The organism is Rhodovulum euryhalinum (genome assembly GCF_004342445.1).
GTDB lineage: Bacteria > Pseudomonadota > Alphaproteobacteria > Rhodobacterales > Rhodobacteraceae > Rhodovulum > Rhodovulum euryhalinum.
The window spans coordinates 226493-248086 of sequence record NZ_SLWW01000003.1 but is presented as its reverse complement, the minus strand read 5'-3'; the positions used below and the strand labels follow the sequence as shown (position 1 = coordinate 248086).

At 68.1% G+C, this 21594-nt stretch carries 21 protein-coding genes; 10 read left to right on the top strand and 11 right to left on the bottom strand.

Annotated elements, in window-relative coordinates; translation table 11 throughout:
• Window positions 1-73: 73 nt before the first annotated feature.
• Complete coding sequence (locus tag EV655_RS05285) at window positions 74-835, bottom strand: tRNA1(Val) (adenine(37)-N6)-methyltransferase (RefSeq protein WP_132542564.1); 762 nt, start codon at window positions 833-835, stop codon at window positions 74-76.
• Complete coding sequence (locus tag EV655_RS05280) at window positions 832-1053, bottom strand: putative signal transducing protein (RefSeq protein ID WP_132542562.1); 222 nt, start codon at window positions 1051-1053, stop codon at window positions 832-834. The genes EV655_RS05285 and EV655_RS05280 overlap by 4 nt, the downstream gene beginning before the upstream one ends.
• A 55-nt stretch (window positions 1054-1108) precedes the next feature.
• Between EV655_RS05280 and EV655_RS05275 the strand changes: the two genes are divergently transcribed.
• Window positions 1109-2110 (top strand): polyprenyl synthetase family protein, encoded by a 1002-nt coding sequence (locus tag EV655_RS05275; protein ID WP_132542560.1) that lies wholly within the window; start codon window positions 1109-1111, stop codon window positions 2108-2110.
• Window positions 2111-2122: 12 nt separating this feature from the next.
• On the opposite strand, the gene EV655_RS05270 is transcribed toward EV655_RS05275, so the two are convergent.
• The 3 genes from EV655_RS05270 to EV655_RS05260 all read right to left on the bottom strand — a co-directional run bounded on the left by EV655_RS05270 (window position 2123) and on the right by EV655_RS05260 (window position 6416).
• A complete protein-coding gene (locus tag EV655_RS05270) occupies window positions 2123-2962 on the bottom strand; it encodes a 4-(cytidine 5'-diphospho)-2-C-methyl-D-erythritol kinase (RefSeq protein WP_132542558.1) in 840 nt (279 codons plus the stop codon).
• On the bottom strand, window positions 2952-4679 hold the full coding sequence (locus EV655_RS05265) for a tetratricopeptide repeat protein (RefSeq protein ID WP_132542556.1): 1728 nt from the start codon (window positions 4677-4679) through the stop codon (window positions 2952-2954). The genes EV655_RS05270 and EV655_RS05265 overlap by 11 nt, the downstream gene beginning before the upstream one ends.
• An 87-nt stretch (window positions 4680-4766) precedes the next feature.
• Window positions 4767-6416: an electron transfer flavoprotein-ubiquinone oxidoreductase gene (locus tag EV655_RS05260; protein WP_132542554.1), complete on the bottom strand. Its 1650-nt coding sequence runs from the start codon at window positions 6414-6416 to the stop codon at window positions 4767-4769.
• Window positions 6417-6696: 280 nt separating this feature from the next.
• Here EV655_RS05260 and greA point away from each other — a divergent pair, with 280 nt between their 5' ends.
• The 4 genes from greA (at window position 6697) to EV655_RS19005 (ending at window position 9936) form a co-directional block, all read left to right on the top strand.
• A complete protein-coding gene (gene greA / locus EV655_RS05255) occupies window positions 6697-7167 on the top strand; it encodes a transcription elongation factor GreA (protein ID WP_132542552.1) in 471 nt (156 codons plus the stop codon).
• A gap of 23 nt (window positions 7168-7190) precedes the next feature.
• A complete protein-coding gene (locus EV655_RS05250; RefSeq protein ID WP_132542550.1) occupies window positions 7191-8222 on the top strand; it encodes a hypothetical protein in 1032 nt (343 codons plus the stop codon).
• A 216-nt stretch (window positions 8223-8438) separates the two neighbouring features.
• Entirely contained in the window at window positions 8439-9557 is a 1119-nt protein-coding gene (locus EV655_RS05245) for a TFIIB-type zinc finger domain-containing protein (protein ID WP_132542548.1), read from the top strand.
• 253 nt (window positions 9558-9810) lie between these two features.
• A complete protein-coding gene (locus EV655_RS19005; RefSeq protein ID WP_279389329.1) occupies window positions 9811-9936 on the top strand; it encodes a hypothetical protein in 126 nt (41 codons plus the stop codon).
• A gap of 51 nt (window positions 9937-9987) precedes the next feature.
• Here EV655_RS19005 and EV655_RS05240 read toward each other — a convergent pair whose 3' ends face one another.
• A complete protein-coding gene (locus tag EV655_RS05240) occupies window positions 9988-10407 on the bottom strand; it encodes an Hsp20/alpha crystallin family protein (protein WP_132542546.1) in 420 nt (139 codons plus the stop codon).
• A gap of 159 nt (window positions 10408-10566) precedes the next feature.
• On the opposite strand from EV655_RS05240, the gene EV655_RS05235 reads away from it, so the two are divergent.
• The 4 genes from EV655_RS05235 to pdeM are packed head-to-tail and all read left to right on the top strand — an operon-like array spanning window position 10567 to window position 15124.
• A complete protein-coding gene (locus tag EV655_RS05235) occupies window positions 10567-11490 on the top strand; it encodes a carbohydrate kinase family protein (protein ID WP_132542544.1) in 924 nt (307 codons plus the stop codon).
• Complete coding sequence (dtd, locus tag EV655_RS05230; RefSeq protein ID WP_132542542.1) at window positions 11487-11924, top strand: D-aminoacyl-tRNA deacylase; 438 nt, start codon at window positions 11487-11489, stop codon at window positions 11922-11924. Before EV655_RS05235 ends, dtd begins: the two co-directional genes overlap by 4 nt.
• Window positions 11925-11976: 52 nt before the next feature.
• A complete protein-coding gene (locus EV655_RS05225) occupies window positions 11977-14379 on the top strand; it encodes a ligase-associated DNA damage response DEXH box helicase (protein ID WP_132542540.1) in 2403 nt (800 codons plus the stop codon).
• Window positions 14380-14419: 40 nt separating this feature from the next.
• Window positions 14420-15124, top strand: coding sequence for a ligase-associated DNA damage response endonuclease PdeM (pdeM, locus tag EV655_RS05220; RefSeq protein WP_132542538.1), 705 nt, complete (start codon window positions 14420-14422; stop codon window positions 15122-15124).
• On the opposite strand, the gene EV655_RS05215 is transcribed toward pdeM, so the two are convergent.
• Window positions 15042-15641 (bottom strand): LytTR family DNA-binding domain-containing protein, encoded by a 600-nt coding sequence (locus tag EV655_RS05215; RefSeq protein WP_132542536.1) that lies wholly within the window; start codon window positions 15639-15641, stop codon window positions 15042-15044. The genes pdeM and EV655_RS05215 overlap by 83 nt on opposite strands.
• A 345-nt stretch (window positions 15642-15986) precedes the next feature.
• Between EV655_RS05215 and EV655_RS05210 the strand changes: the two genes are divergently transcribed.
• On the top strand, window positions 15987-16421 hold the full coding sequence (locus EV655_RS05210; protein WP_132542534.1) for a PaaI family thioesterase: 435 nt from the start codon (window positions 15987-15989) through the stop codon (window positions 16419-16421).
• A gap of 6 nt (window positions 16422-16427) precedes the next feature.
• Here the strand turns inward: EV655_RS05210 and folD are convergent, their stop codons facing one another.
• The 4 genes from folD to ftsH all read right to left on the bottom strand — a co-directional run bounded on the left by folD (window position 16428) and on the right by ftsH (window position 21573).
• Entirely contained in the window at window positions 16428-17330 is a 903-nt protein-coding gene (folD, locus tag EV655_RS05205; protein ID WP_132542532.1) for a bifunctional methylenetetrahydrofolate dehydrogenase/methenyltetrahydrofolate cyclohydrolase FolD, read from the bottom strand.
• Entirely contained in the window at window positions 17327-17635 is a 309-nt protein-coding gene (locus EV655_RS05200; protein ID WP_132542530.1) for a chorismate mutase, read from the bottom strand. Before EV655_RS05200 ends, folD begins: the two co-directional genes overlap by 4 nt.
• 70 nt (window positions 17636-17705) lie before the next feature.
• Window positions 17706-19382 carry a formate--tetrahydrofolate ligase gene (locus EV655_RS05195; protein WP_132542528.1) on the bottom strand — a complete coding sequence of 559 codons (1677 nt, stop codon included), beginning with the start codon at window positions 19380-19382 and terminating at the stop codon, window positions 17706-17708.
• Window positions 19383-19662: 280 nt separating this feature from the next.
• Entirely contained in the window at window positions 19663-21573 is a 1911-nt protein-coding gene (ftsH, locus tag EV655_RS05190) for an ATP-dependent zinc metalloprotease FtsH (RefSeq protein ID WP_132542526.1), read from the bottom strand.
• Between the last annotated feature and the right edge of the window lie 21 nt (window positions 21574-21594).

The window sequence follows — 21594 nt, the reverse complement described above, 5'->3', positions numbered from 1 at the left end:
AGTCACAGTGCAGCACGAAATCCGAGTCGTGTCACGCCCTTGAAAATCAAGGATTCGCGCTTAACGGGTTTCGTCACTTGGGCCAAGGAAGCGCGGCGCCCTGCCGCAGCACCGCCGAAATCGCCATCGTATAGCTGTCGCCGTCGCGTTCATGGCGGAAACCCTCGTGCAGAATCAAAGGGCTATGCAACCTGAACGGTCCTCGCCCCCCCTTTCGCGCGCGCAGAAGAACCAGCTTGGCGGGGCGGTCGACCCTGGGGGCAAGCGGCAGGATTTCAATACTACCTAAACGTGTGTCAATCGCTGCGAGAAGCTCGGGCAGGCGCTCGGCGCGCTGGATCAGCGTCAACCGGCCGCCCGGCACCAGCCGGCGCGCAGCCGTGTCGATCCAGGCCGCAAGCGGTGTCGCCTCGCCCAGCGCGGTTTCCCGCCCAGGGTCGGGCGCTGCGCTGCCGCGCTCGCGCAGGTGGTAGGGCGGGTTGGCGATCACATGGTCGAAGCCCTGCGCCCGAAGGGGGGCCGGAAGCGCCACCAGATCCGCGGTCACAATGTCGAGAGCGATCCCGTTCGCGCGCGCATTTTCGCGGGCCAACTCGGCATAGGCAGGCTGTAGCTCGACCCCGGTCAGCCGCAGGTCCGGCACCCGGGCCCCCAGGCACAGGCTCGCCGCCCCGACGCCGCATCCCAGTTCCAGCACCGTTTGCCCCGCCCCGGCGGGCACCGCAGCGGCCAGCAGAACCGGGTCGATTCCGGCGCGATAGCCTTTTTCAGGCTGCCGGATCGCCAGCCGTCCGCCAAGAAGCGCGTCGCAGGTCAGACCGTTCACAGCCCTCAGCCCCCCTCGGGCAGGTCGATACCGTTGTCGCGCAGGATCGCCCGCGCGAGGAACAGATCGCGGTCTGCGACCATGATCCGGCGCGGCAAAACGCCTATCGATCCTTCAAGTACGCTCATGTGGACATCCATGGGAAAGCAGTCTATCTCCTCGCCCTGTAGGAGCGCCGAGACGAAGGCGATGACCGTCGGGTCGTTGGTGCGAATGAGTTCTTTCATGACAGCGAGTTAAGGGCAGAGCGCCCTGCTTGTCGAGAAACCTGACGAGGCCGTGATGGGCTTGGACGACGCAGTCACCAAACCGCATGAACGTCTGGCTGCGCTCCTGTCCGAGGAGATGGCAGCCGTCGACCAACTGATCCGCGAGCGGATGCGGTCGGCCTATGCCCCCCGGATCGACGATGTCGCGGCCCATATCGTGAGAGCGGGCGGCAAGCGGCTGCGGCCGATGCTGACGATCGCGGCGGCACGGATGTGCGGCTATGACGGGCCCTATCACGTCTATCTGGCCGCCACGGTCGAGTTCATCCATACCGCGACCCTGCTGCATGACGACGTGGTGGACGAAAGCGGCCAGCGCCGCGGGCGGCCCACGGCGAACCTCTTGTGGGACAACAAGTCGAGCGTGCTGGTGGGCGACTACCTGTTCGCGCGATCGTTCCAGCTGATGGTGGCGCCGGGCAACCTGCAGGTGCTGGACATCCTGTCGAACGCGGCCGCCGTGATCGCCGAAGGCGAGGTGCTGCAACTGACCGCCGCGCGCGACCTGGCGACGACAGAGGACATCTACCTCAAGGTGATCCGCGGCAAGACCGCGGCGCTGTTTGCCGCCGCGACCGAGGTGGGCGGCGTGATCGCGGGCATGCCCGAGGACCAGGTGCGGGCGCTTTACACCTATGGCGACGCGCTGGGAGTCGGCTTCCAGATCGTGGATGACCTGCTGGATGTGGCGGGCGATGCGAAATCGACGGGCAAGAACATCGGAGACGATTTCCGCGAACGCAAGCTGACGTTGCCGATCATCAAGACCGTGGCCGCGGCGGATGACGAGGAACGCGCCTTCTGGAAGCGGACCATCGAGAAGGGCGACCAGCGCGACGGCGATCTGGACCACGCGCTCATGCTCATGGACAAGCACGGCGCCATCGAGGCGACGCGGGCCGAGGCGCTGGCCTGGTCGGCGCGTGCGAAAGAGGCGCTGACCCACCTGCCCGACCACGAGATCCGCGACATGCTGACGGATCTGGCCGATTACGTGGTCGCCCGGATCAACTAGACCCGTCTGCCGTTACAGCGTGAAGGGTTCGGCGGCCGCGACCCACCAGCCCTGCGCCTGCGCGCGCAGCGCGGCGGCGGCAGCCTCGGCCTCGGTGCGGTTATCGTAGATCCCGAAGCAGGTTGCCCCCGATCCCGACATCCGCGCCAGCAGGCAGCCAGGCGTGGCAGCGATCGCCGCCAGAACCTCACCGATCACCGGGGCCAACGCCCGCGCCGGTGCCTCCAGGTCGTTGCGCTGGTCCCGCAGCCAATGCGCCATCACCGCGGCCGTGGCCCAGCCGGGCGGGTGCGGCATCGGCGGATTGTCCTTGCGCGCCAGCGCCTTGAACACTGCGGGCGTGGGCACCTCGACGCCCGGGTTGACGAGCACAAGCCCCATCGAGGGAAGCCGCGGACCTTCGGCGATCTCTTCGCCGACGCCGCGCATGCGCAGTGCCCGGGGCGCCAGGCAAACAGGCACGTCAGCGCCGAGCGACAGCACAGCCGCCGCGTCGGGCAGCGGTAGGCCCCAAAGCTGCGATAGCCCCCTGAGCGCCGCGGCGGCATCGGACGAACCGCCGCCGATCCCGGCCGCGGCGGGCAGGTGCTTGTCCAGCGTGATCGCCGCACCCCGTCCCGCCCCGAACAGCGCCGCCGCCTTCAGCACCAGGTTCCGCCCGTCCGAGGGCACGCCAGCCGCACGCGGCCCGGTGACGGTCAGCGTCAAATTCCCGGCTGGCGCGAAGCCCAGCCGGTCGCCCGCATCCGCAAAGACCACAAGGCTGTCGAGCAGATGATAGCCATCTTCCCGCTGTCCGGTGACATGCAGGGTCAGGTTGATCTTGGCGGGCGCAAACGCCTCAACCGTCATTGGCGGATTGCAGGGGCGGTGCGCCCTCTTCCTGCAGCACCCGGTCCAGCCCGATCTCGAGCTTGCGGCGGATGCGGTCGGCCTCTTTCTCCTCGGGATCGAAGGACAGCGCGCGGTGCCACTGGAACCGCGCCTCGTTCTTTCGGCCGACGGCCCAGTAGACATCGCCAAGGTGATCGTTGACGATAGGATCAATCGGCATCAGCGCAGCCGCTTTTTCCATGTGCGGCACCGCCTCGTCATAGCGGCCCAGACGGTACAGCACCCAGCCGAGACTGTCGGTGATGTATCCGTCGTCTGGACGGGCGGCAACCGCACGCTCGATCATGTCCAGCGCCTCGTCGAGATTGGTCTTCAACTCGACGAAGGAATAGCCAAGGTAGTTCAGCACCTGCGGCTGGTCGGGTTCCAGTTCCAGGGCCTGGCGGAAATCGGCCTCGGCCTTGTCCCAGAGGCCCAGACGTTCATGCGCCACGCCCCGGGCGTAGTAGACGATCCACTGGGCGCGGGCGGGCGCGTCGAACAGGGCGATCGCCCGGTCATAGGCCTGGCGCGCCTCGTCATGCCGTTCCTGCCCGCGCAAGGTATCGCCCAGCGTGACGTGGATGATCGCGACATCGGCGAAGTCCCGGGACAGTGCCTGAAGCACCGCGATCGATCCGTCGACATCGCCCGCCTTGCGCATCGCTTCGGCCCGGCCGATCTCGGCGGCGTAGAAGGCGGGATCATCGCGGGGCACGCGGGCATAGGTGTCGATGGCAAGCGCATAGCGCTCCTGGGACTCGAGCAGGCTGGCGGAGAGGAGCACCGCGTCGGAATTTCCGGGGGCAAGATATTCTGCGAGGCGGGCATAGATCAGCGTGTAGCTGTCCATCGCATCCCCGTTCAGTGCGCCCGCGACGGTATAGAATACCTCGGCCGCACCCTGGGTCGCGTCCTCTACCACGTCGAAGGGCAGGGCCTTGCCCGCGGCGAGCCGCGCACGCAAGTCGGAAATGCCCGGATCGACCTCCAGCCCGAAGGCGGAATCGATCAGTTCGATCGCGTCCGCGTGCCGTTCAAGCTGGCTCAGAACCTCGGCATGGGCGATCACGCCGCGCCGCGTGGCGCGCAGGGGGCCTTCGGCCTCGCCCGACAGGATATGATCGGCCCCCTCGAAATCGCCGGCAGCCGCCAGTGCCAGCGCCTTGTGATACAGCCCGAACGCCTTGAGCCCGGTCTGTTCCGAGGCCGCATCGAAGGCATCCAGCGCCTCGGACATGCGCCCCTGCCCGAACCGCGCCCAAGCCCGGATCAGCGAATCGACCAGCGGCGCGGCACTGCGCCCGGCCTCGAGATCGGCCATCGCCTCGTCCCAGGCGCCGCGCTTCATCTGGTCGGCGATGATCACCAGATTGGCGACCTGGCTGCCGTTCGCGCCGCTTTCCAGCCGCCGCGCGATCGGGATCGCGCGCTCGACATCGCCAAGGCCCAGATAGGCCATCATCGCGTTTTCGAGCAATGCCGGGTTCCCCGGATCCTCGGCCAGCGCCAGCGCGTAGTAGCGCGCCGCCTCGGTATAGTCGCTGTACATGCTGGCCTGGCGCGCCGCGAGATAGGCGCCGGCAAGGCCATCCTGCGCAGGCGATGGCGTGGCAAGCGCCAGGGCGGCAAGGCCAATGGCGGCACGGGGGACGAGGCGCGGCAGACGGAAACCCAACGAAAAACTCCGGTTCATTGTCGCAGCAACGTAGAGCCCGGCGCCGCGCAAGGCAATCCGCCACCCGGGGCAGGGTCAGGAAACAAGGGCCCCGTCGCGCGGATGTTACATGTTCGGATAGTTCGGCCCGTCACCACCCTGCGGCGTGACCCAGGTGATGTTCTGGCTGGGGTCCTTGATATCGCAGGTCTTGCAGTGGACGCAGTTCTGGAAGTTGACGACGAATTCCGGCTTGCCGTCCTTCTCGACCACCTCGTAGACACCCGCCGGGCAATAGCGCTGGGCCGGTTCGGCATAGTCGGGCAGGTTCACCCTGACCGGCACGTCCGGGTCGGTCAGCCGCAGATGGCTGGGCTGGCTTTCCTCGTGATTGGTGAACGAGAAGGCCACGTTGGTCAGCCGGTCGAAGCTGAGCTTGCCGTCGGGCTTGGGATACTCGATCTTCGGGTGATCCTTGGCCTTGCCGGTATGCGCCGCGTCCGTCCTGGCGTGATGCAACATGCCCAGCGGGTTCCAGCCCGTCAGGTTCGCCACCCACATGTCGAACCCGCCCAGCACGGTCGCCAGAAGGTTGCCGTAATGTGACCAGAGCGGCTTGACGTTGCGCACGCGCTTCAGGTCCTTGGCGATGGCACCCGCGTGCAGCGCGACATCGTAATCCTCAAGCGTATCCCCCGCGCGGCCGGCATGAATCGCGGCGACCGCGGCCTTGGCGGCCTCGATCCCCGACATCATCGCGTTATGGTTGCCCTTGATCCGCGGCACGTTCACCAGCCCCGCGGAACAGCCCAGCAGCACGCCGCCAGGGAACGCCGCCTGCGGAATCGACTGATAACCGCCCTCGGAAATCGCCCGCGCGCCATAGGCCACGCGCTTGCCGCCCTTCAGCAGGTCGGCCACGATCGGATGATGCTTGAACCGCTGGAACTCCATATAGGGGTAAAGGTGCGGGTTCTCGTAGTTCAGGTGCACCACGAAGCCGATGAACAATTGGTTGTTCTCGGCGTGGTAGATGAACGACCCCCCGCCCGCATTGCCGTCGAGCGGCCAGCCCATGGTGTGGGTGACGGTGCCCTCGCGGTGCTTGGCAGGGTCGATTTCCCAGACCTCTTTCATGCCGAGGCCGAATTTCTGCGGGTCGCGGCCCTCGGACAGGCCGAATTTCGCGATCACCTGCTTGGACAGCGACCCCCGGACCCCCTCGGCGAAGAAGACATACTTGCCGTGCAGTTCCATCCCGGGCTCGTAACTCGGCCCCGGCGTGCCGTCCGCCTGGCGCCCGAACTCGCCCGCGACGACGCCCTTGACCCGGCCATCCTCGCCCCAGACGATTTCCGAGCAGGCCATGCCGGGGAAGATCTCGACGCCCAGCGCCTCGGCCTGTTCGGCCAGCCAGCGGCAGACATTGCCCATGGAAACGATGTAGTTGCCGTGGTTCGACATCAGGGGCGGCATCAGCCAGCCGGGAAAGCGCACCTTGCCGTTCTGCCCGAGGAAAAGAAAGTTGTCCTCCTTCACGGGCACGGTCACCGGGGCGCCCCGGCTCTTCCAGTCGGGAAAGAGAGCGTTCAGCCCGATCGGGTCCAGCACCGCGCCCGAAAGGATATGGGCCCCGACCTCGGACCCCTTCTCAAGCACCACGACCGAAAGATCGGCATCGAGTTCCTTGAGCCGGATCGCGGCCGACAGCCCCGCCGGGCCGGCCCCCACGATCACGACGTCATACTCCATCGATTCCCGTTCGATATCGGCCATTTGCTTTCCCCTCTCGAACGGCGCGGGCGCCGCCCCACGTGATGCATCCGGAGAACCGTTATCGCAGGCGGCAGGTCAATTCAATTGCGACGCAACATGATTTCGCTGCAGAGCGGCATTGCGCAACGGAACGCCGCACCCGCCCTTGGCGGAACCACGCCCGCCCGGGCCCGAGCCCCCTTGCAATCCGCCCCGCTCTCGGGTCAGGTGATCGCGAACCCCATCGGCGGCGGGCCGAGCTTCGTGCCCGCGCCGTTTTCCTTATGTCCTGAAGAGTGCCATGGAAAAGATACCGATGACCCGCGCGGGCCATGCCGCGCTCGACGAGGAACTGAAAAAGCTCAAGTCCACCGAGCGTCCCGCCGTGATCCGGGCGATCGCCGAGGCGCGCGAGCATGGCGATCTGTCCGAGAACGCCGAGTACCACGCCGCGCGCGAGAAGCAGAGTTTCATCGAGGGCCGCATCAAGGAACTTGAAAGCCTCTTGTCGCGGGCCGACGTGATCGACCCGGCGAAACTGTCCGGGCCGATCAAGTTCGGCGCGACGGTGACGCTGGTCGACGAGGATACCGACGAGGAAAAGACCTATCAGATCGTCGGCGAGGCCGAGGCCGACATCGAGAAGGGCCTGCTGAACGTGCGCTCGCCGCTGGCCCGCGCGCTGATCGGCAAGGACGAAGGTGACAGCGTCGAGGTGCGCACGCCGGGCGGCGAGCGCAGCTACGAGGTTCTGACGATCCGTTACATCTGAGGCAGGACGCGGGGAACCGTGCCATGGCCGGGGACAACAAGGACAAGGCGTTTGATCTGGGCTTCTTCGCGCCCTCGGGACGCGAGGGGCGGATCACCGCAAACGACATCGTGGCGCTGATCCTCAGCGTGATCTGGCTGGCGATCGCGGCTGGCTTTGTCTTCTACATCCGGTCCGGTGCGGGCGATCCCGGGGGCGACCCAATCGGCTTTGCGCTGTTGCTTCTGGCGGTGGTCACGCCGGTCGCGCTGATCTGGGTTGCCGCGGCAACGGTCCGAAGCGCGCGGATCCTGCGCGAAGAGTCGGCCCGGCTTCAGGCCGCGATCGACGTGCTGCGCCACAGCCACATCCAGCAGCAGCAGGGCGCAGGCATGGACATCCGTCCCGCCCTCGAAAAGCGGCTCGACGAACTTGCCGCGGCACAGCGGCAGACCGAAACCGTTATCGCCACCTTCGCCTCGGCCCGGGCCCGCGACGCGGCGGCCGAGCCGGTGGCGCGCCCTGCCCCGGCGCCCGCCCCACGGCCTGCTCCCGAGGCACAGCCCTCACTCGCGCTCGGCACGCCCGCCGACGCGTTGCAGCCGCCGATCGAGGCGCATGAATTCATCCGCGCGTTGAACTTTCCCCAGACCACCGGCGACCGCGACGGGTTCCGGGCGCTGCGCCGCGCGCTCGAGGACCGGACGACCTCCAGGCTGGTGCGCTCGGCCCAGGACGTGCTGACCCTGCTCAGCCAGGAAGGCATCTACATGGACGACCTGGCGCCTGACCGCGCGCGGCCCGAAATCTGGCGCCGCTTCGCGCAGGGCGAGCGGGGCGCGGGCGTCTCGGCGCTGGGCGGCGTTCGCGACCGGTCCTGTCTTGCCCTGACCGCGGCGCGGATGAAGCAGGACCCGATCTTCCGCGACGTTGCCCATCACTTCCTGCGCCAGTTCGACCGGGTACTGACAGAGTTCGAACCGGGCGCGACGGACCAGGAGTTGAACGATCTCGCCGAAACCCGCACCGCGCGCGCCTTCATGCTGCTTGGCCGCGTGACGGGGATGTTCGGCTAGGATCCGGCACCGCCGGGGCCGGTCCACCGGTCCGGATGCCTCCGCGACCCGGTCGTCGAACGACCCGCCCCCGCCCCCGCGCACGCCGATGCAGACTCATCTAGGATCGGGCCGGCGGCCGACCTATGCTGCGGGAGCATTGCCTTGCGGAAGGACGCCGGGCACAACTGACCCGGGGCGCGTCTTGCCGTGCGTGTCCCGGACCGGATGGAGTGGATGGACGACACCGATCACCGCTTTCCCTGCGACCAGTGCGGCGCGGATCTGCGCTTTGCCCCCGCGGCGGGGGCGCTGGTCTGCGACCATTGCGGACATTCCGTCCCGATCGAAGGCGCAAGCCCCCGGGATCGGCCCCTTGAGGAACTCGATTTCCGCGCCGGGCTGGCCGCGGCCCTTCCCGAGACCGAGATGGAGGAGGTGCGCCGCCTCAAATGCCCCAATTGCGGCGCCGAGATCGAGATCGGCGGCAACAGCCATGCGGGCGAATGTCCGTTCTGTGCGACGCCCGTGGTCACCGGCACCGGCCCCCAGCGCCGGATCAAGCCGCGCGGCGTCCTGCCCTTCGCGCTCGAGGAACGCGACGCCCACAAGGCGATGACCGACTGGCTGGGCCGGTTGTGGTTCGCGCCGAACGGCCTGCGCGACTACGCCCGCAAGGGCCGCAGGATGGATGGCATCTACGTCCCTTACTGGACCTTCGACGCCGACACCCGATCGACCTACACAGGCGCACGCGGCACCGTCTATTACGAGTCGCAGACCGTGATCCGCAACGGTCAGCGCCAGCGCGTGCAGGTGCAGAAGGTGCGCTGGACACCGGTCTCGGGCGGGGTGGCACGCTTTTTCGACGATGTCCTGGTGCTGGCCTCGAAAAGCCTGCCCAAGCAGTATACCGACGGGCTGCAGCCCTGGGACCTGGCGGACCTGGAACCCTACCAGCCTGAATACCTGGCCGGGTTCCGCGCCGAGGGCTATACCGTCCCGCTGGACGAGGGCTTTGCCGAAGCCCGCGCGGCGATGGACCGGGTGATCCGGCGCGACGTGCGCTTCGACATCGGCGGCGACCGCCAGCAGATCAACACGCTGGACACCCGGATCTCGGACGTGACCTTCAAGCATGTCCTGCTGCCGGTCTGGCTGGCGGCCTACAAGTATCGCGGGCGCACCTACCGCTTCGTGGTGAACGGCCGCACGGGCCGGGTGCAGGGCGAACGGCCCTGGTCGGCCTGGAAGATCGCGTTTGCTGTCCTGCTCGGGCTGATCCTGGCGGCGGTGATCGGCTATCTGGCGGCACTGGGCCAGCAGGACGGCGGTATCGTTCTGGACCTGCGCTAAGCCCCCACCCCCGGGGTGACCCCGCGCGGAGGATGCCCAGGGGTTGAATCCCGGCGCCGGACGGGCGATATGTCAGAAGTCCGACCGGACGTGCCCGCACGGGCCATACTCCGGTCCCGGGGCCCCTGATCTGCGCCACGTGCGCGGCCCCGGTTTCGCTTGTCAGGCCTGTCCGCGCCTTGCGTCAGAACTCCGGTTCCGGCCGTGCGGATCCTTTCCTGACATCAGACCTGGAACCGAAAAGGAGAACAGCATGCGTCCCGACCTGAGCGACGAGGAACTTAAGCAGCGGATCGAGGAACTTCAGGCATCCGGCATGACACTGGCCGCCAAGGCCTTGATGCGGGAACTCGGCTTCCGCGAGAAACACGCCGCCTGAACCCGGCGGGGGCCGCGGGCGCGATGACCCGCGGCCCTGCACGGCGGCACGTCAGCCCTTGGCGATCGGGATCTCGGTGCCGCTGCCGGCCTCGGACGGGGCATTCTTGCCAACACTGACCGTCAGCACGCCGTCCTTCAACTCGGCGTTCACCGCCTTGGCGTCTGCATCCGGCGGCAGGCGGAAGCTGCGCGAGAACGAGCCATATTCGCGCTCGCTGAAATACCAGGTCTCGCCGGTCTCCTCGCGACTGGACTGCTTCTCGCCCCTGACGGTCACCACGCCGTCGTCAAGCGACACCTTGATGTCCTTTTCCTCCACGCCCGGAAGTTCCATCCGGATGCGGTAGCCGCCATCACCGGCCGATGCCTCGGACGCCGGCGCGAACCAGTCTGCCATACGCGCGCCCAAGCCGCGGAACGGTTCGTAGAGCGAGGGCCAGAAGCCCGCCATGTGGGATTTCTCGACCATGTCGACCTCCTTTCGACAGGAAAGCTGCAATGCCCGGATCATCCACGGCAGGCGAGCGCCTGTCGTTGATCGCCGTCAAGGCCCCCGGCGCCAGAGAGGCTTGGCAGCGGTCCCCCTGGCCGGGTATGGCTCGGCTATACGGGACAGGAGGCGACCACCATGATCCTCTGCGCGGGCGAAGCCCTGATCGACATGCTGCCCCGGCACACGGCCGAGGGCGAAGCGGCCTTCGCACCGCATGCGGGTGGCGCGGTATTCAACACCGCGATCGCGCTGGGCCGTCTGGGCGTGCCGACCGGGTTCTTCACGGGCCTGTCCACCGACCTTTTCGGCCAGGTGCTGGAACGGGCCCTCACCGCCTCGGGGGTCGATGCGCGGCTTGCCGCGCGTTCGGCCCGGCCCACGACGCTGGCCTTCGTCACCCTGGCCGACGGGCACGCGTCCTACGCCTTCTACGACGAGAACACGGCGGGCCGGATGCTGGGCCCGGCCGACCTGCCCGCGCTGCCCGACACGGTCGAGGCGCTGTTTCTGGGCGGCATCTCGCTGGCGGTCGAGCCCTGCGGGGCAACCTACGAGGCGCTCATGCTGCGCGAGGCCGGGGCGCGTGTGACCATGCTCGATCCGAACGTCCGCCCGGGCTTCGTCGCGGATGAAGCCACCTATCGCGCCAGGCTGGCGCGCCTGATCGCAGCCGCCGACATCGTCAAGCTGTCGGACGAGGACCTGCACTGGCTGCTCGGCCCCGGCGACACGGCGGCGCTGGCCCGCGACGTGCTTGACCGCGGCCCGGCCCTCGTCGTGCTGACCCGGGGGGCACAGGGCGCCCGCGCCATCACCCGCACCGCCGAGGCCGCGGTACCGGCCCGCCCCGCCACGGTGGTCGACACGGTCGGCGCGGGCGACACGTTCAATGCGGGGCTCCTGGCCGCGCTGCGGGCGGGCGGACACCTGTCGCGGGCGGGGCTGGGGTGCCTGTCGCACGCCGCACTTGTCGGCGCGCTTGACCTCGCCGCGCGGGCAGCGGCGATCACCGTCAGCCGGGCGGGCGCAAACCCGCCCTGGAAAGAGGAACTGGCATGAGGGCGCTTGTCCAGCGGGTCAGCGAGGCCGCGGTGCGGGTAGATGGCGAGGTGCTGGGCCAGATCGGACCGGGGCTGATGATCCTGGTCTGCGCCATGGCGAACGACACCGAGGCCGAGGCCGAAAAGCTGGCCGCCCGCATCGCACGGATGCGCATCTTTCGCGACTCGGCGGGCAAGATGAACCTGTCGCTGCTGGACACCGGCGGTGCCGCGCTGGTCATCAGCCAGTTCACGCTGGCCGCCGATACCTCGCGCGGCAACCGGCCCGGATTTTCCGCCGCCGCCCCGCCCGACCGGGGCGAAGGGCTTTACACGCATTTCGCCGGGGCGTTGGCCGCGCAGGGCGTCGCCGTTGCGACCGGGCGGTTCGGCGCGGACATGAAGGTGGCGCTGGTCAATGACGGGCCCGTGACCATCTGGATCGAGGCATAGTCCCCCGCGATTGCGGCATGAAATGCGTCACGGCTTGCGCTACATCCCGCGCATGCGGATGCCCGACGCCTTCGAGACCTGGTTCGCCGCGCGTGGCTGGACGGTTCACCCCCACCAGCGCGCGATGCTGGCGCGCGCCGATGCGCCTGCGCTCTTGCTGATCGCGCCGACCGGGGGCGGCAAGACGCTTGCCGGCTTCCTGCCGTCGCTGGCCGAGATCGCCACGGATCCCGCGCCGGGGCTGCACACGCTCTACATCTCGCCGCTCAAGGCGCTGACCGCTGATATCAGGCGCAACCTGCGCACGCCCATAGAGGAGATGGCCCTGCCCATCCGGGTCGAGGACCGCACCGGCGACACGACCCAGACCCAGCGCCGCCGCCAGCGCGCGGACCCGCCGCATATCCTGCTGACAACGCCCGAAAGCCTGGCGCTGATGCTGTCCTACGAGGACGCCCCGCGCATTTTCGCCGGGCTGAGGCGCGTGATCGTCGACGAGATCCACGCGCTGGCCGAGTCGAAGCGGGGCGACCAGCTGATGCTGGGGCTTGCCCGGCTTTCCACGCTTTGCCCCGGGCTGCGCCGTGTGGGGCTGTCGGCGACGGTCGAGGATCCGCCCGCTCTGGCGCGCTTTCTCGCCCGCCATCCCGACCCGTGCGAGATCCTGACCGCCGATCCCGGCCCCGCCCCCGATATCGCGATGCTGGACACCGGTGCCGCCCCCCCATGGGCGGGTGGCGGCGGACGCCATGCCATCCCCGCCGTGCTGAACCAGATCGCACGGCACCGCACGACGCTGATCTTCCACAACACCCGCGCGCAGGCGGAACTGTTCTTCCGCGACCTGTGGCTGGCCAACGGGTCTGGCCTGCCCATTGCGATCCACCATGGCAGCCTGTCGCGCGAGGCGCGCGAAAGGGTCGAGGCGGCAATGGCCGCGGGGGCACTCAGGGCCGTGGTCTGCACCGGCTCGCTGGATCTCGGAATCGACTGGGGCGATGTCGACCTGGTGATCCAGGTCGGCGCGCCAAAGAACGTCAAGCGGCTGGTGCAGCGGATCGGGCGGGCGAACCACCGCTATAACGCGCCGTCAAAGGCGCTGCTGGTGCCTGCGAACCGCTTCGAGGTGGTGGAATGTGTCGCCGCACTGGGGGCGGTGCGCGAGGCCGACCTCGACGGCGAACCCCGCGGCCCCGGCCCCGGCGACGTGCTATGCCAGCACATCCTTGCCACCGCGGCCGCCGGGCCGTTCGAGGCCGATGCGCTTTTCTCGGAGATAACGACCGCCGGTCCCTATGCCGGGCTCACGCGCGCGCGCTTCGATGCCTGCCTCGATTTCGCGGCGACAGGCGGCTATGCGCTGCGCGCCTATGACCGCTGGCAGCGGCTGAAACAGGCGCCCGACGGCCGCTGGCACCTGCGCGACCCGCGAACGGCACGCCAGATCAGGATGAATCTCGGCACCATCGTCGAGGAGGAAAAGCTCAAGGTCCGGATGCGGCCCGCGCGCGGCGGCATGGCCCTTGGCGAGATCGAAGAGGCCTTCGCGGCCACGCTGACGCCCGGCGACACCTTCCTGATCGGCGGGCAGGTCGTGCGCTATGAAGGCCTGCGCGAGATGGTGGTCGAGGTCAGCCGCACGCCCGGCCGCGAGCCGAAGATCGCGGTCTTTGCGGGCACCAAGTTCGCCACCTCCACCCGGCTGTCAGAGCGCATCCTTGAGATGTTCCGCCAGCCCGACTGGCCCGACCTGCCCGCCCACACCGCCGAGTGGCTGGCGCTGCAACGAACCGTCTCGCGCCTGCCCGAACGCGACCGGCTGCTGGTCGAGACCTTCCCCCACGAGGGCCGCGAGCACCTGTGCATCTACGGCTTTGCGGGCCGGAACGCGCAGCAGACCCTGGGCCTGCTGGTCACGCAACGCATGGAGTCGGCGGGGCTGGCGCCACTGGGCTTTGTCTCGACCGACTACGCGACGCTGATCTGGGGGCTGGACGCGGTGACCGCGCCCGCCGAGTTGCTGGACGCCACAGGACTGCGCGCCGCGTTCGAGACCTGGCTTGCCGGGAACGCCGTGATGAAGCGCACATTCCGCAGTTCGGCCGTGATCGCCGGGCTGATCGAGCGCAACACCCCGGGCCGCCGCAAGACCGGGCGGCAGGCGAGCTTTTCCTCGGACATCCTGTACGAGACGCTGATGAAATATGATCCCGGCCACCTGATGCTGGAGATCACCCGCGAAGAGGCGATGAAGGGGCTGGTTGATTTCGGCCGGATCGAGGCCATGCTGGCCCGGGTCCGGGGCCGGATCGACCATGTGCGCCGTCCGCGCGTGACGCCCCTGGCCGCGCCGCTGTTCCTGGAAGCCGGGCGCATCCCGGTTCAGGGGGCAGCCGAACAACGCCTGATCGACGCGGCGGCGGACCGGCTGATGGCCGAGGCGGGGCTTGTCTGACCCCTTGCGAGCCGCCGCCGTATCGGGTGAACAGGACGGCATGACCGCTCACCCCTTTACCCTTGCCGGCGCGCGTCTCGCCGCCCTGCCCTCGGGCGCGCTGCACTGGGCCGACGCCGGGCTGCTGGTGGTTTCCGACCTGCATCTCGGCAAGTCGGAACGGTTGGCGCGACGCGGGGGCACGCTGCTGCCGCCCTATGACACGGCCGAGACATTGTCGCGGCTGGAGGCCGACATCGCAGCGACGGACCCGCGCGCGGTGATCTGTCTCGGCGACAGCTTCGACGATAACGCGGCCGCCCGCGACCTGCCGCCGGGAGCCGAGGAGCGGCTCTTGCGGCTTATGGCCGGGCGGCGCTGGGTGTGGATCGCGGGCAACCACGACCCCGGCCCCGCCAGCCTTCCCGGCACCCATCTGGCCGAGCTGCGCGAGGGCCCGTTGACCTTTCGCCACATCGCGCGCCCCGGCGAGACCGGCGAGATCTCGGGCCACTACCACCCCAAGGCGCGGCTCAGCCTCGGCGGGCGGCGGGTCTCGCGCCCCTGTTTCCTGGTGGATACGGCGCGGGTGATCCTGCCCGCCTTCGGCGCCTATACCGGGGGGCTTGCCATGGATGCGCCGGTGCTGGATGCGCTGATGGCGCAAGGCGCAGTCGCGATCCTTACCGGAGTGCGGGCGGTCGCGCTTCCGATGCGCCCGGCACATGCCCGCTTGCCTCGACCGCGTCCCGGTAGCGCCGGCTGACCGGCACCTCGGACCCGTCCCGCAAGGTCAGGAACAGCCGCCCGTTGTCCCGCCGCGCCCCGGTCACCGCCGCGAGGGCCACCCAATGCGACCGGTGCACGCGCATCCCCTCGACCCCGCCCAGTTCCGCGATCGCATCGGCAAAGCGGATCAGCACCTCGCTTGCCCCGAGGTCGGTAACGACCCGCACGTAATGGTCGGACGAACTGAGCCGGATGACCGCGCCGCGCTGACCCTCGGGCAGCCGGGACAAGAGCGCAGGCGCCACGCTCGACCCCGGCCGCGGGATCGCGCGGATGTGAAGAAGGGACAGGCCCAGGGCAAAGGCGAAGATCGCCAGCGCCATGTCGAAGGCGCCGGGCAGCACCGCCCCGGCACCGAGCCCGCCGACAAGGTACTGCGCTGGCAGGACCAGGACCGCCGACAGCCCGCCTGCGCCCAGCACCGAACGTTGCCAGCGCGGAATCCCGGGGCGGAGCCGGCGGATCGAAAGCTGCAGAGCGATGCCGGACGTCATGCCCGCACCAACAACAAGGGGCCAGATTGCCAGACGCTGGGGCAACGGCGCAGCGTAGGTTCCGAACGGGCCTGACAGCGCCAGACACACCGACAGCGCGGCCCAGACGACAAGGGTGGAGGGCAGAAACAAAATCCGAACGAGATCACTGGTCACTTTGAATACTCTCTTGCAACACACCCGTTTCACGAAACGGCACTCGGCAAACGAGCACGAAATAAAATTAACTACCCGAAAAAGTGCCTCAACCGGAGGGTTAACGCAACCCCTTCTTTTCAATGACTTGTATGGTTGGGGCGAACCGTCCTAGCGTTGAGCGGCACCCGAACGAAAGGCCCGGTCCTCATGTCTCACGCCCCGCGCAACCCCGACTTTGCCGAAACGGTCAGAACCAGCTTTGCACGTCAGGGCATGATGCAAAGCCTCGGGGCCGAGATCATCTTGCTGACTCCCGGCAGGATCGAAATCGCCGCGCCGATCCGGGCGGAATTCGGCCAGCAGCAGGGCATGGCCCATGCCGGGTTCACCTTTGCACTGGGCGACAGCGCGGGCGGCTATGCGGCGCTGAGCCTGATGCCCGGGCAGCACGAGGTCGTCACCTCGGAAATGACGATCCACCTGCTCGCGCCCGCGCGCGGCACACGGCTGATCGCGTGCGGCGAGGTGGTGCGTGCCGGCCGGCGGCTGATGGTGGTGCGCGCCGATGTCCATGCCGAGGACGGCACGGAGCGCCGCCATGTGGCGACGCTGCTGGGGACGATGGTGCCGGTCGCACCCTGACCGCGGTCAGGCCGTCAGCCCCTCGGGCTCGGCCAGGCCATGGGCGCGGCAGCAGGCGGTGACGGTATTGGCCAGCAGGCAGGCGATGGTCATCGGCCCCACGCCCCCCGGCACCGGCGTGATCGCGCCCGCGACCTGCGCGGCGCTGTCGAAATGAACGTCGCCCACCAGCCGCGACTTTCCCTCGCCCCGCTCGGGCGCGGGGATGCGGTTGATGCCGACGTCGATCACGGTGGCACCCGGTTTCACCCAGTCGCCGGGGATCATCTCGGGCCGGCCGACCGCGGCGACCAGGATATCCGCCCGGCGGCAGGTCTCGGCCAGATCGCGGGTGCGCGAATGGGCGATGGTCACCGTGGCGCTGTCGCGCAGCAGAAGCTGCGCCATCGGCTTGCCCACGATGTTCGACCGGCCGACCACAACCGCATCCATCCCTGCCAGTGACCCCAGCCGGTCGCGCAGCAACATCAGGCAGCCCAGCGGCGTGCAGGGTACCAGCGCCTTCTGTCCCGTCGCCAGCAGCCCGACGTTCGAGATGTGAAAGCCGTCGACATCCTTGGCGGGGTCGATCGCGTTGATGACCTTGGCCGAGTCGATGTGATCGGGCAGCGGCAACTGAACCAGAATTCCGTGGACCGCGGGGGCCGCGTTCAGCCGGGCGATCAGCGCAAGCAGATCCTTTTCGGAGGTATCGGCGGGCAACCGGTGCTCGAAAGAGGCCATTCCGGCCTCTTCGGTCTGCTGGCCCTTGTTGCGCACATAGACCTGGCTGGCCGGATCCTCGCCCACCAGCACCACGGCAAGCCCCGGGGTCACCCCGTGCCCGTCCTGCAGGTGGCGGACCTGCTCGGCCACCTTGCCGCGAATCGTGGCCGCAAAGGCCTTGCCGTCGATGATCTCGGCACTCATGCCCGTTCCTTCCTGTGTCCCATCGCCACCTCTTCCCGGCGGATCGCCCATTCGATCAGTTCGCGCCAGAGCCGCTCTGCCAGCTCGGGGTCCAGCCCCTCTTCGCCCGCCCGCGCGCGGACCTTGCGGATCACATCGTCGATCCGCGGGCCAATCCGGGCGGGCAACCCTTCGGCGGGTTTCAGCTCCGCCGCCCGGTCGATATAGCGCGCGCGTTCCGCGAGGCGTGCAACCAGATCGGCATCCAGGGCGTCGATCTGGGCCCGCAATTCGGCCATGTTCCGGCAGTCTTCGGGCGGGATCATCGGCACTCCTCTTCGCGTCAGTCAGTCCGGCCCGTGTTAACGCGGGCGCGGCCGGCTCGCAATGCAGCCCTCAGAACAGCCCCTCGATCTGGCCCATGTCGTTCAGCCCGATCGTCTCGGCCGCCGGTTTGCTGGGCAGGCCCGGCATGGTCATGATCTCGCCGCAGATCGCCACGACGAAACCGGCCCCGGCCGCCAGCCGCACCTCGCGGACGGGGACCGAATGGCCCTCGGGCGCCCCGCGGACGTTGGGGTCGGTGGTGAAGGAATACTGCGTCTTGGCCATGCAGATCGGCAGGTCGCCATAACCCTCTTGTTCCCAGGCGTGCAACTGGTCGCGGATCTTCTTGTCGGCGATCACCTCGCCCGCGCGGTAGATGCGGTTCGCGATGGTCTCGATCTTGTGGAACAGGCTCATCTCGTCGGGATAGAGCGGCGCAAAGCCGTGATGGTCCGCCTCGGCCAGGGCGACCACCCGATGCGCCAGCGCCTCGATCCCCGCGCTGCCATCGGCCCAGTGCCTGCACAGGATCGCCTCGCTGCCCTGATGCGCGACGTACTCCTGCACCGCGGCGATCTCGGCCTCGGTATCGCCGGCGAAATGGTTGATCGCCACGACCGCGGGCACCCCGAAGGATTTCACGTTCTCGATATGCCGGCCAAGGTTCGCACAGCCCGCCGTGACCGCCGCGACGTTCTCGGCCCCCAGATCGGCCTTGGCCACGCCGCCATTCATCTTGAGCGCGCGCACGGTCGCCACGATCACCACCGCGGCGGGCGCCAGACCGGCCTTGCGGCACTTGATGTTCATGAACTTCTCGGCGCCCAGATCGGCCCCGAAGCCCGCCTCGGTCACCACGTAATCCGCCAGCTTCAGCGCGGTCGTGGTCGCCATCACCGAGTTGCAACCATGGGCGATGTTGGCAAACGGCCCGCCATGGACGAAAGCCGGCGTGTTCTCCAGCGTCTGCACCAGGTTCGGCTGCAGCGCGTCCTTCAGCAGCACGGTCATCGCGCCATCGGCCTTCAGATCGCGGGCATGGACCGGGCTACGGTCGCTTGTATAGCCCACGATTATGTCGCCCAGCCGCCGCTGAAGATCGTGGATATCCGTCGCAAGGCAAAGGATCGCCATGACCTCGGAGGCGACCGTGATGTCGAACCCGGTCTGGCGGGGAAAGCCGTTCGCCACGCCCCCCAGCGAGCAGACGATGTCGCGCAGCGCCCGGTCGTTCATGTCCATCACCCGGCGCCAGGTCACGCGGCGCTGGTCGATTCCCAGCGCGTTGCCCCAGTAGATGTGGTTGTCGATCATCGCGGAGAGCAGATTGTGCGCGCTGGTGATCGCGTGAAAATCGCCGGTGAAGTGAAGGTTCATGTCCTCCATCGGCACGACCTGGGCATAGCCGCCGCCCGCAGCCCCCCCCTTCATCCCGAAACAGGGGCCGAGCGACGCCTCGCGGATGCAGATCGCGGATGTCTTGCCGATCCGCGCCAGCCCGTCGCCCAGGCCCACCGTCGTCGTGGTCTTGCCCTCGCCCGCGGGCGTGGGGTTGATCGCGGTCACCAGGATCAGCTTGCCGTTCGGGCGGTCCTTCAGCCCGGCGATGAAGTCGGCGCCGACCTTGGCCTTGTCATGGCCATAGGGCAGCAGGTCCGCCTCGGGGATTCCCAGCTTTGCGCCGATCTCCCGGATCGGGCGCTTGGTCGCCGCGCGGGCGATCTCTATGTCGGTCTTGTGGGCCATTGCGGTTCTCCTCCCTCGGTCCCGGGACCTTTCAGTCCCTGCGCCCCTGACATAGCGTTTCTCCGCCGCCGTCAAAGCGCCTTTTTCGCAGCGTCCATCCCCCGTCCCGGCATCTGCAAGGTGTCGGTCCCTGCGTGTCGTCTTGGCGGCACTCCGCAGGTGCCGCCCTGAACGGGCCGCGCAGGCAAGGGTATGCGCCGCAGGCGCCTGTTCTCGCAGGCGCGCATGAAAAGGCCCGCCGCGGCGGATGCGCGTGGCGGGCCTTCATGGAATAGCGGCCTCAGGCGAGCGGCTCGGGCTCGAAGCCCGGCTTCGGCCGCGGCTTGGTCTTCGGGATCGCCGTGACCGACGGCGCGTCGCCCCCCTTGGGCGGCATATCGTCATCATCGCCACGATTCAGAGCCTCGCCCGCGATCACCTTGGTGATCTCCGAACCGGTCAGCGTTTCGTACTCCAACAGGCCCTGGGCGAGCCGCTCCAGATCGTCGCGCTTCTCGGTCAGGATGCGCTTGGCGGTCGCATAACCCTCATCCACCAGTTCCTTGACCTTGTCATCGATCAGCTTCTGCGTCGCCGCCGAATGTTTGGCCCCGCCGCCATAGGTCCCGAGATAGCTGTCCTGTTCGTTGGCGTAGTCGACATAGCCCAGTTCCTCGGCAAAGCCGAACTGGGTGACCATCGCGCGGGCGATCCGCGTCACCTGCTGAATGTCGCTGGCCGCGCCACTGGTCACGTTGTCCTTGCCGAACACCAGTTCCTCGGCCACGCGCCCACCCATCGCCATCGCGATCTTGGAGGTGTACTTGGTATAGCTGACCGAAAGCTGGTCGCGTTCGGGCAGCGACAGCACAAGGCCCAGCGCCCGGCCGCGCGGGATGATCGTCGCCTTGTGGATCGGGTCGTGCTGGGGCACGTTCAGCCCGACGATCGCATGGCCCGCCTCGTGATAGGCGGTCAGCTTCTTCTCGTCCTCGGACATGACCATGGACCGCCGCTCGGCGCCCATCATGACCTTGTCCTTGGCGTTCTCGAAATCCTCCATCGTGACGAAGCGCCGGCCGACGCGAGCGGCCATCAGCGCGGCCTCGTTCACGAGGTTTGCGAGATCGGCACCCGAGAAGCCCGGCGTGCCGCGCGCGATGATGCGCAGGTCCACATCGGGGCCCAGCGGCACCTTGCGGGCATGCACGCCCAGGATCTTCTCGCGGCCCTTGATGTCGGGGTTCGGCACCTGCACCTGCCGGTCGAACCGCCCCGGGCGCAGCAGCGCGGGGTCCAGAACGTCGGGGCGGTTGGTCGCGGCGACGATGATGATACCCTCGTTGGCCTCGAAGCCGTCCATCTCCACCAGCAACTGGTTCAGCGTCTGTTCGCGCTCGTCATTGCCGCCGCCATAGCCGACACCACGCGACCGGCCGACCGCGTCGATCTCGTCGATGAAGACGATGCAGGGGGCGTTCTTCTTGGCCTGTTCGAACATGTCGCGCACGCGGGAGGCGCCGACGCCGACGAACATCTCGACGAAGTCGGAGCCCGAGATGGTGAAGAACGGCACGCCCGCCTCGCCGGCGATGGCCCGCGCGAGCAGCGTCTTGCCGGTGCCGGGCGGGCCGACCAGCAGCGCGCCTTTCGGGATCTTGCCGCCGAGGCGCGAGAACTTCTGCGGGTTGCGCAGGAACTCGACGATTTCCTCCAGCTCTTCCTTGGCCTCGTCGATGCCGGCCACGTCGTCAAACGTGACGCGGCCATGCTTTTCGGTCAGCAGCTTCGCCTTGGACTTGCCAAAGCCCATCGCGCCGCCGCGCCCGCCGCCCTGCATCCGGTTCATCAGGAAGATCCAGATGCCGATCAGAATGATGAAGGGTAGCAGGGTGCCGATATAGGCCAGGATGCCGTTCTGTTCCTGCGGTTCGGCGCGCACGTCGACGTTCTTTTCCAGCAGCCGGTCGGTGATGTCGGCGCCCTTCGGCAGGATCGTCGTGACCGTGGTGCCGTCGGTGTCGCGGATCACGGCGCGCTCGCCGTCGATCGTCACGCTCGACACCGCGCCACTTTCGACGCTTTGCAGGAATTCCGTATAGCTGATCGTGCGCGAGGCCATTGTTCCCTGTCCGCCGCTGAACAGGTTGAACAGCGCCAGGATCAGCAGGAACAGGACCACCCAGAATGCGATTTGTCGCGCGTTGCCCACGGCATTCTCCTTGATTTGTCG

Bases quoted from the DNA above. Each gene is read 5' to 3' on its own strand.
- greA (WP_132542552.1), top strand. From the start codon at position 6,697: ATGGAAAAGATACCGATGACCCGCGCGGGCCATGCCGCGCTCGACGAG.
- EV655_RS05235 (WP_132542544.1), top strand. From the start codon at position 10,567: ATGATCCTCTGCGCGGGCGAAGCCCTGATCGACATGCTGCCCCGGCAC.
- EV655_RS05210 (WP_132542534.1), top strand. From the start codon at position 15,987: ATGTCTCACGCCCCGCGCAACCCCGACTTTGCCGAAACGGTCAGAACC.
- EV655_RS05245 (WP_132542548.1), top strand. From the start codon at position 8,439: ATGGACGACACCGATCACCGCTTTCCCTGCGACCAGTGCGGCGCGGAT.
- folD (WP_132542532.1), bottom strand. From the start codon at position 17,330: ATGAGTGCCGAGATCATCGACGGCAAGGCCTTTGCGGCCACGATTCGC.
- dtd (WP_132542542.1), top strand. From the start codon at position 11,487: ATGAGGGCGCTTGTCCAGCGGGTCAGCGAGGCCGCGGTGCGGGTAGAT.
- EV655_RS05215 (WP_132542536.1), bottom strand. From the start codon at position 15,641: ATGACGTCCGGCATCGCTCTGCAGCTTTCGATCCGCCGGCTCCGCCCC.
- EV655_RS05250 (WP_132542550.1), top strand. From the start codon at position 7,191: ATGGCCGGGGACAACAAGGACAAGGCGTTTGATCTGGGCTTCTTCGCG.
- EV655_RS05195 (WP_132542528.1), bottom strand. From the start codon at position 19,382: ATGGCCCACAAGACCGACATAGAGATCGCCCGCGCGGCGACCAAGCGC.
- EV655_RS19005 (WP_279389329.1), top strand. From the start codon at position 9,811: ATGCGTCCCGACCTGAGCGACGAGGAACTTAAGCAGCGGATCGAGGAA.
- EV655_RS05280 (WP_132542562.1), bottom strand. From the start codon at position 1,053: ATGAAAGAACTCATTCGCACCAACGACCCGACGGTCATCGCCTTCGTC.
- EV655_RS05270 (WP_132542558.1), bottom strand. From the start codon at position 2,962: ATGACGGTTGAGGCGTTTGCGCCCGCCAAGATCAACCTGACCCTGCAT.
- EV655_RS05225 (WP_132542540.1), top strand. From the start codon at position 11,977: ATGCGGATGCCCGACGCCTTCGAGACCTGGTTCGCCGCGCGTGGCTGG.
- pdeM (WP_132542538.1), top strand. From the start codon at position 14,420: ATGACCGCTCACCCCTTTACCCTTGCCGGCGCGCGTCTCGCCGCCCTG.
- EV655_RS05265 (WP_132542556.1), bottom strand. From the start codon at position 4,679: ATGAACCGGAGTTTTTCGTTGGGTTTCCGTCTGCCGCGCCTCGTCCCC.
- EV655_RS05260 (WP_132542554.1), bottom strand. From the start codon at position 6,416: ATGGCCGATATCGAACGGGAATCGATGGAGTATGACGTCGTGATCGTG.
- EV655_RS05240 (WP_132542546.1), bottom strand. From the start codon at position 10,407: ATGGTCGAGAAATCCCACATGGCGGGCTTCTGGCCCTCGCTCTACGAA.
- EV655_RS05200 (WP_132542530.1), bottom strand. From the start codon at position 17,635: ATGATCCCGCCCGAAGACTGCCGGAACATGGCCGAATTGCGGGCCCAG.
- EV655_RS05275 (WP_132542560.1), top strand. From the start codon at position 1,109: ATGGGCTTGGACGACGCAGTCACCAAACCGCATGAACGTCTGGCTGCG.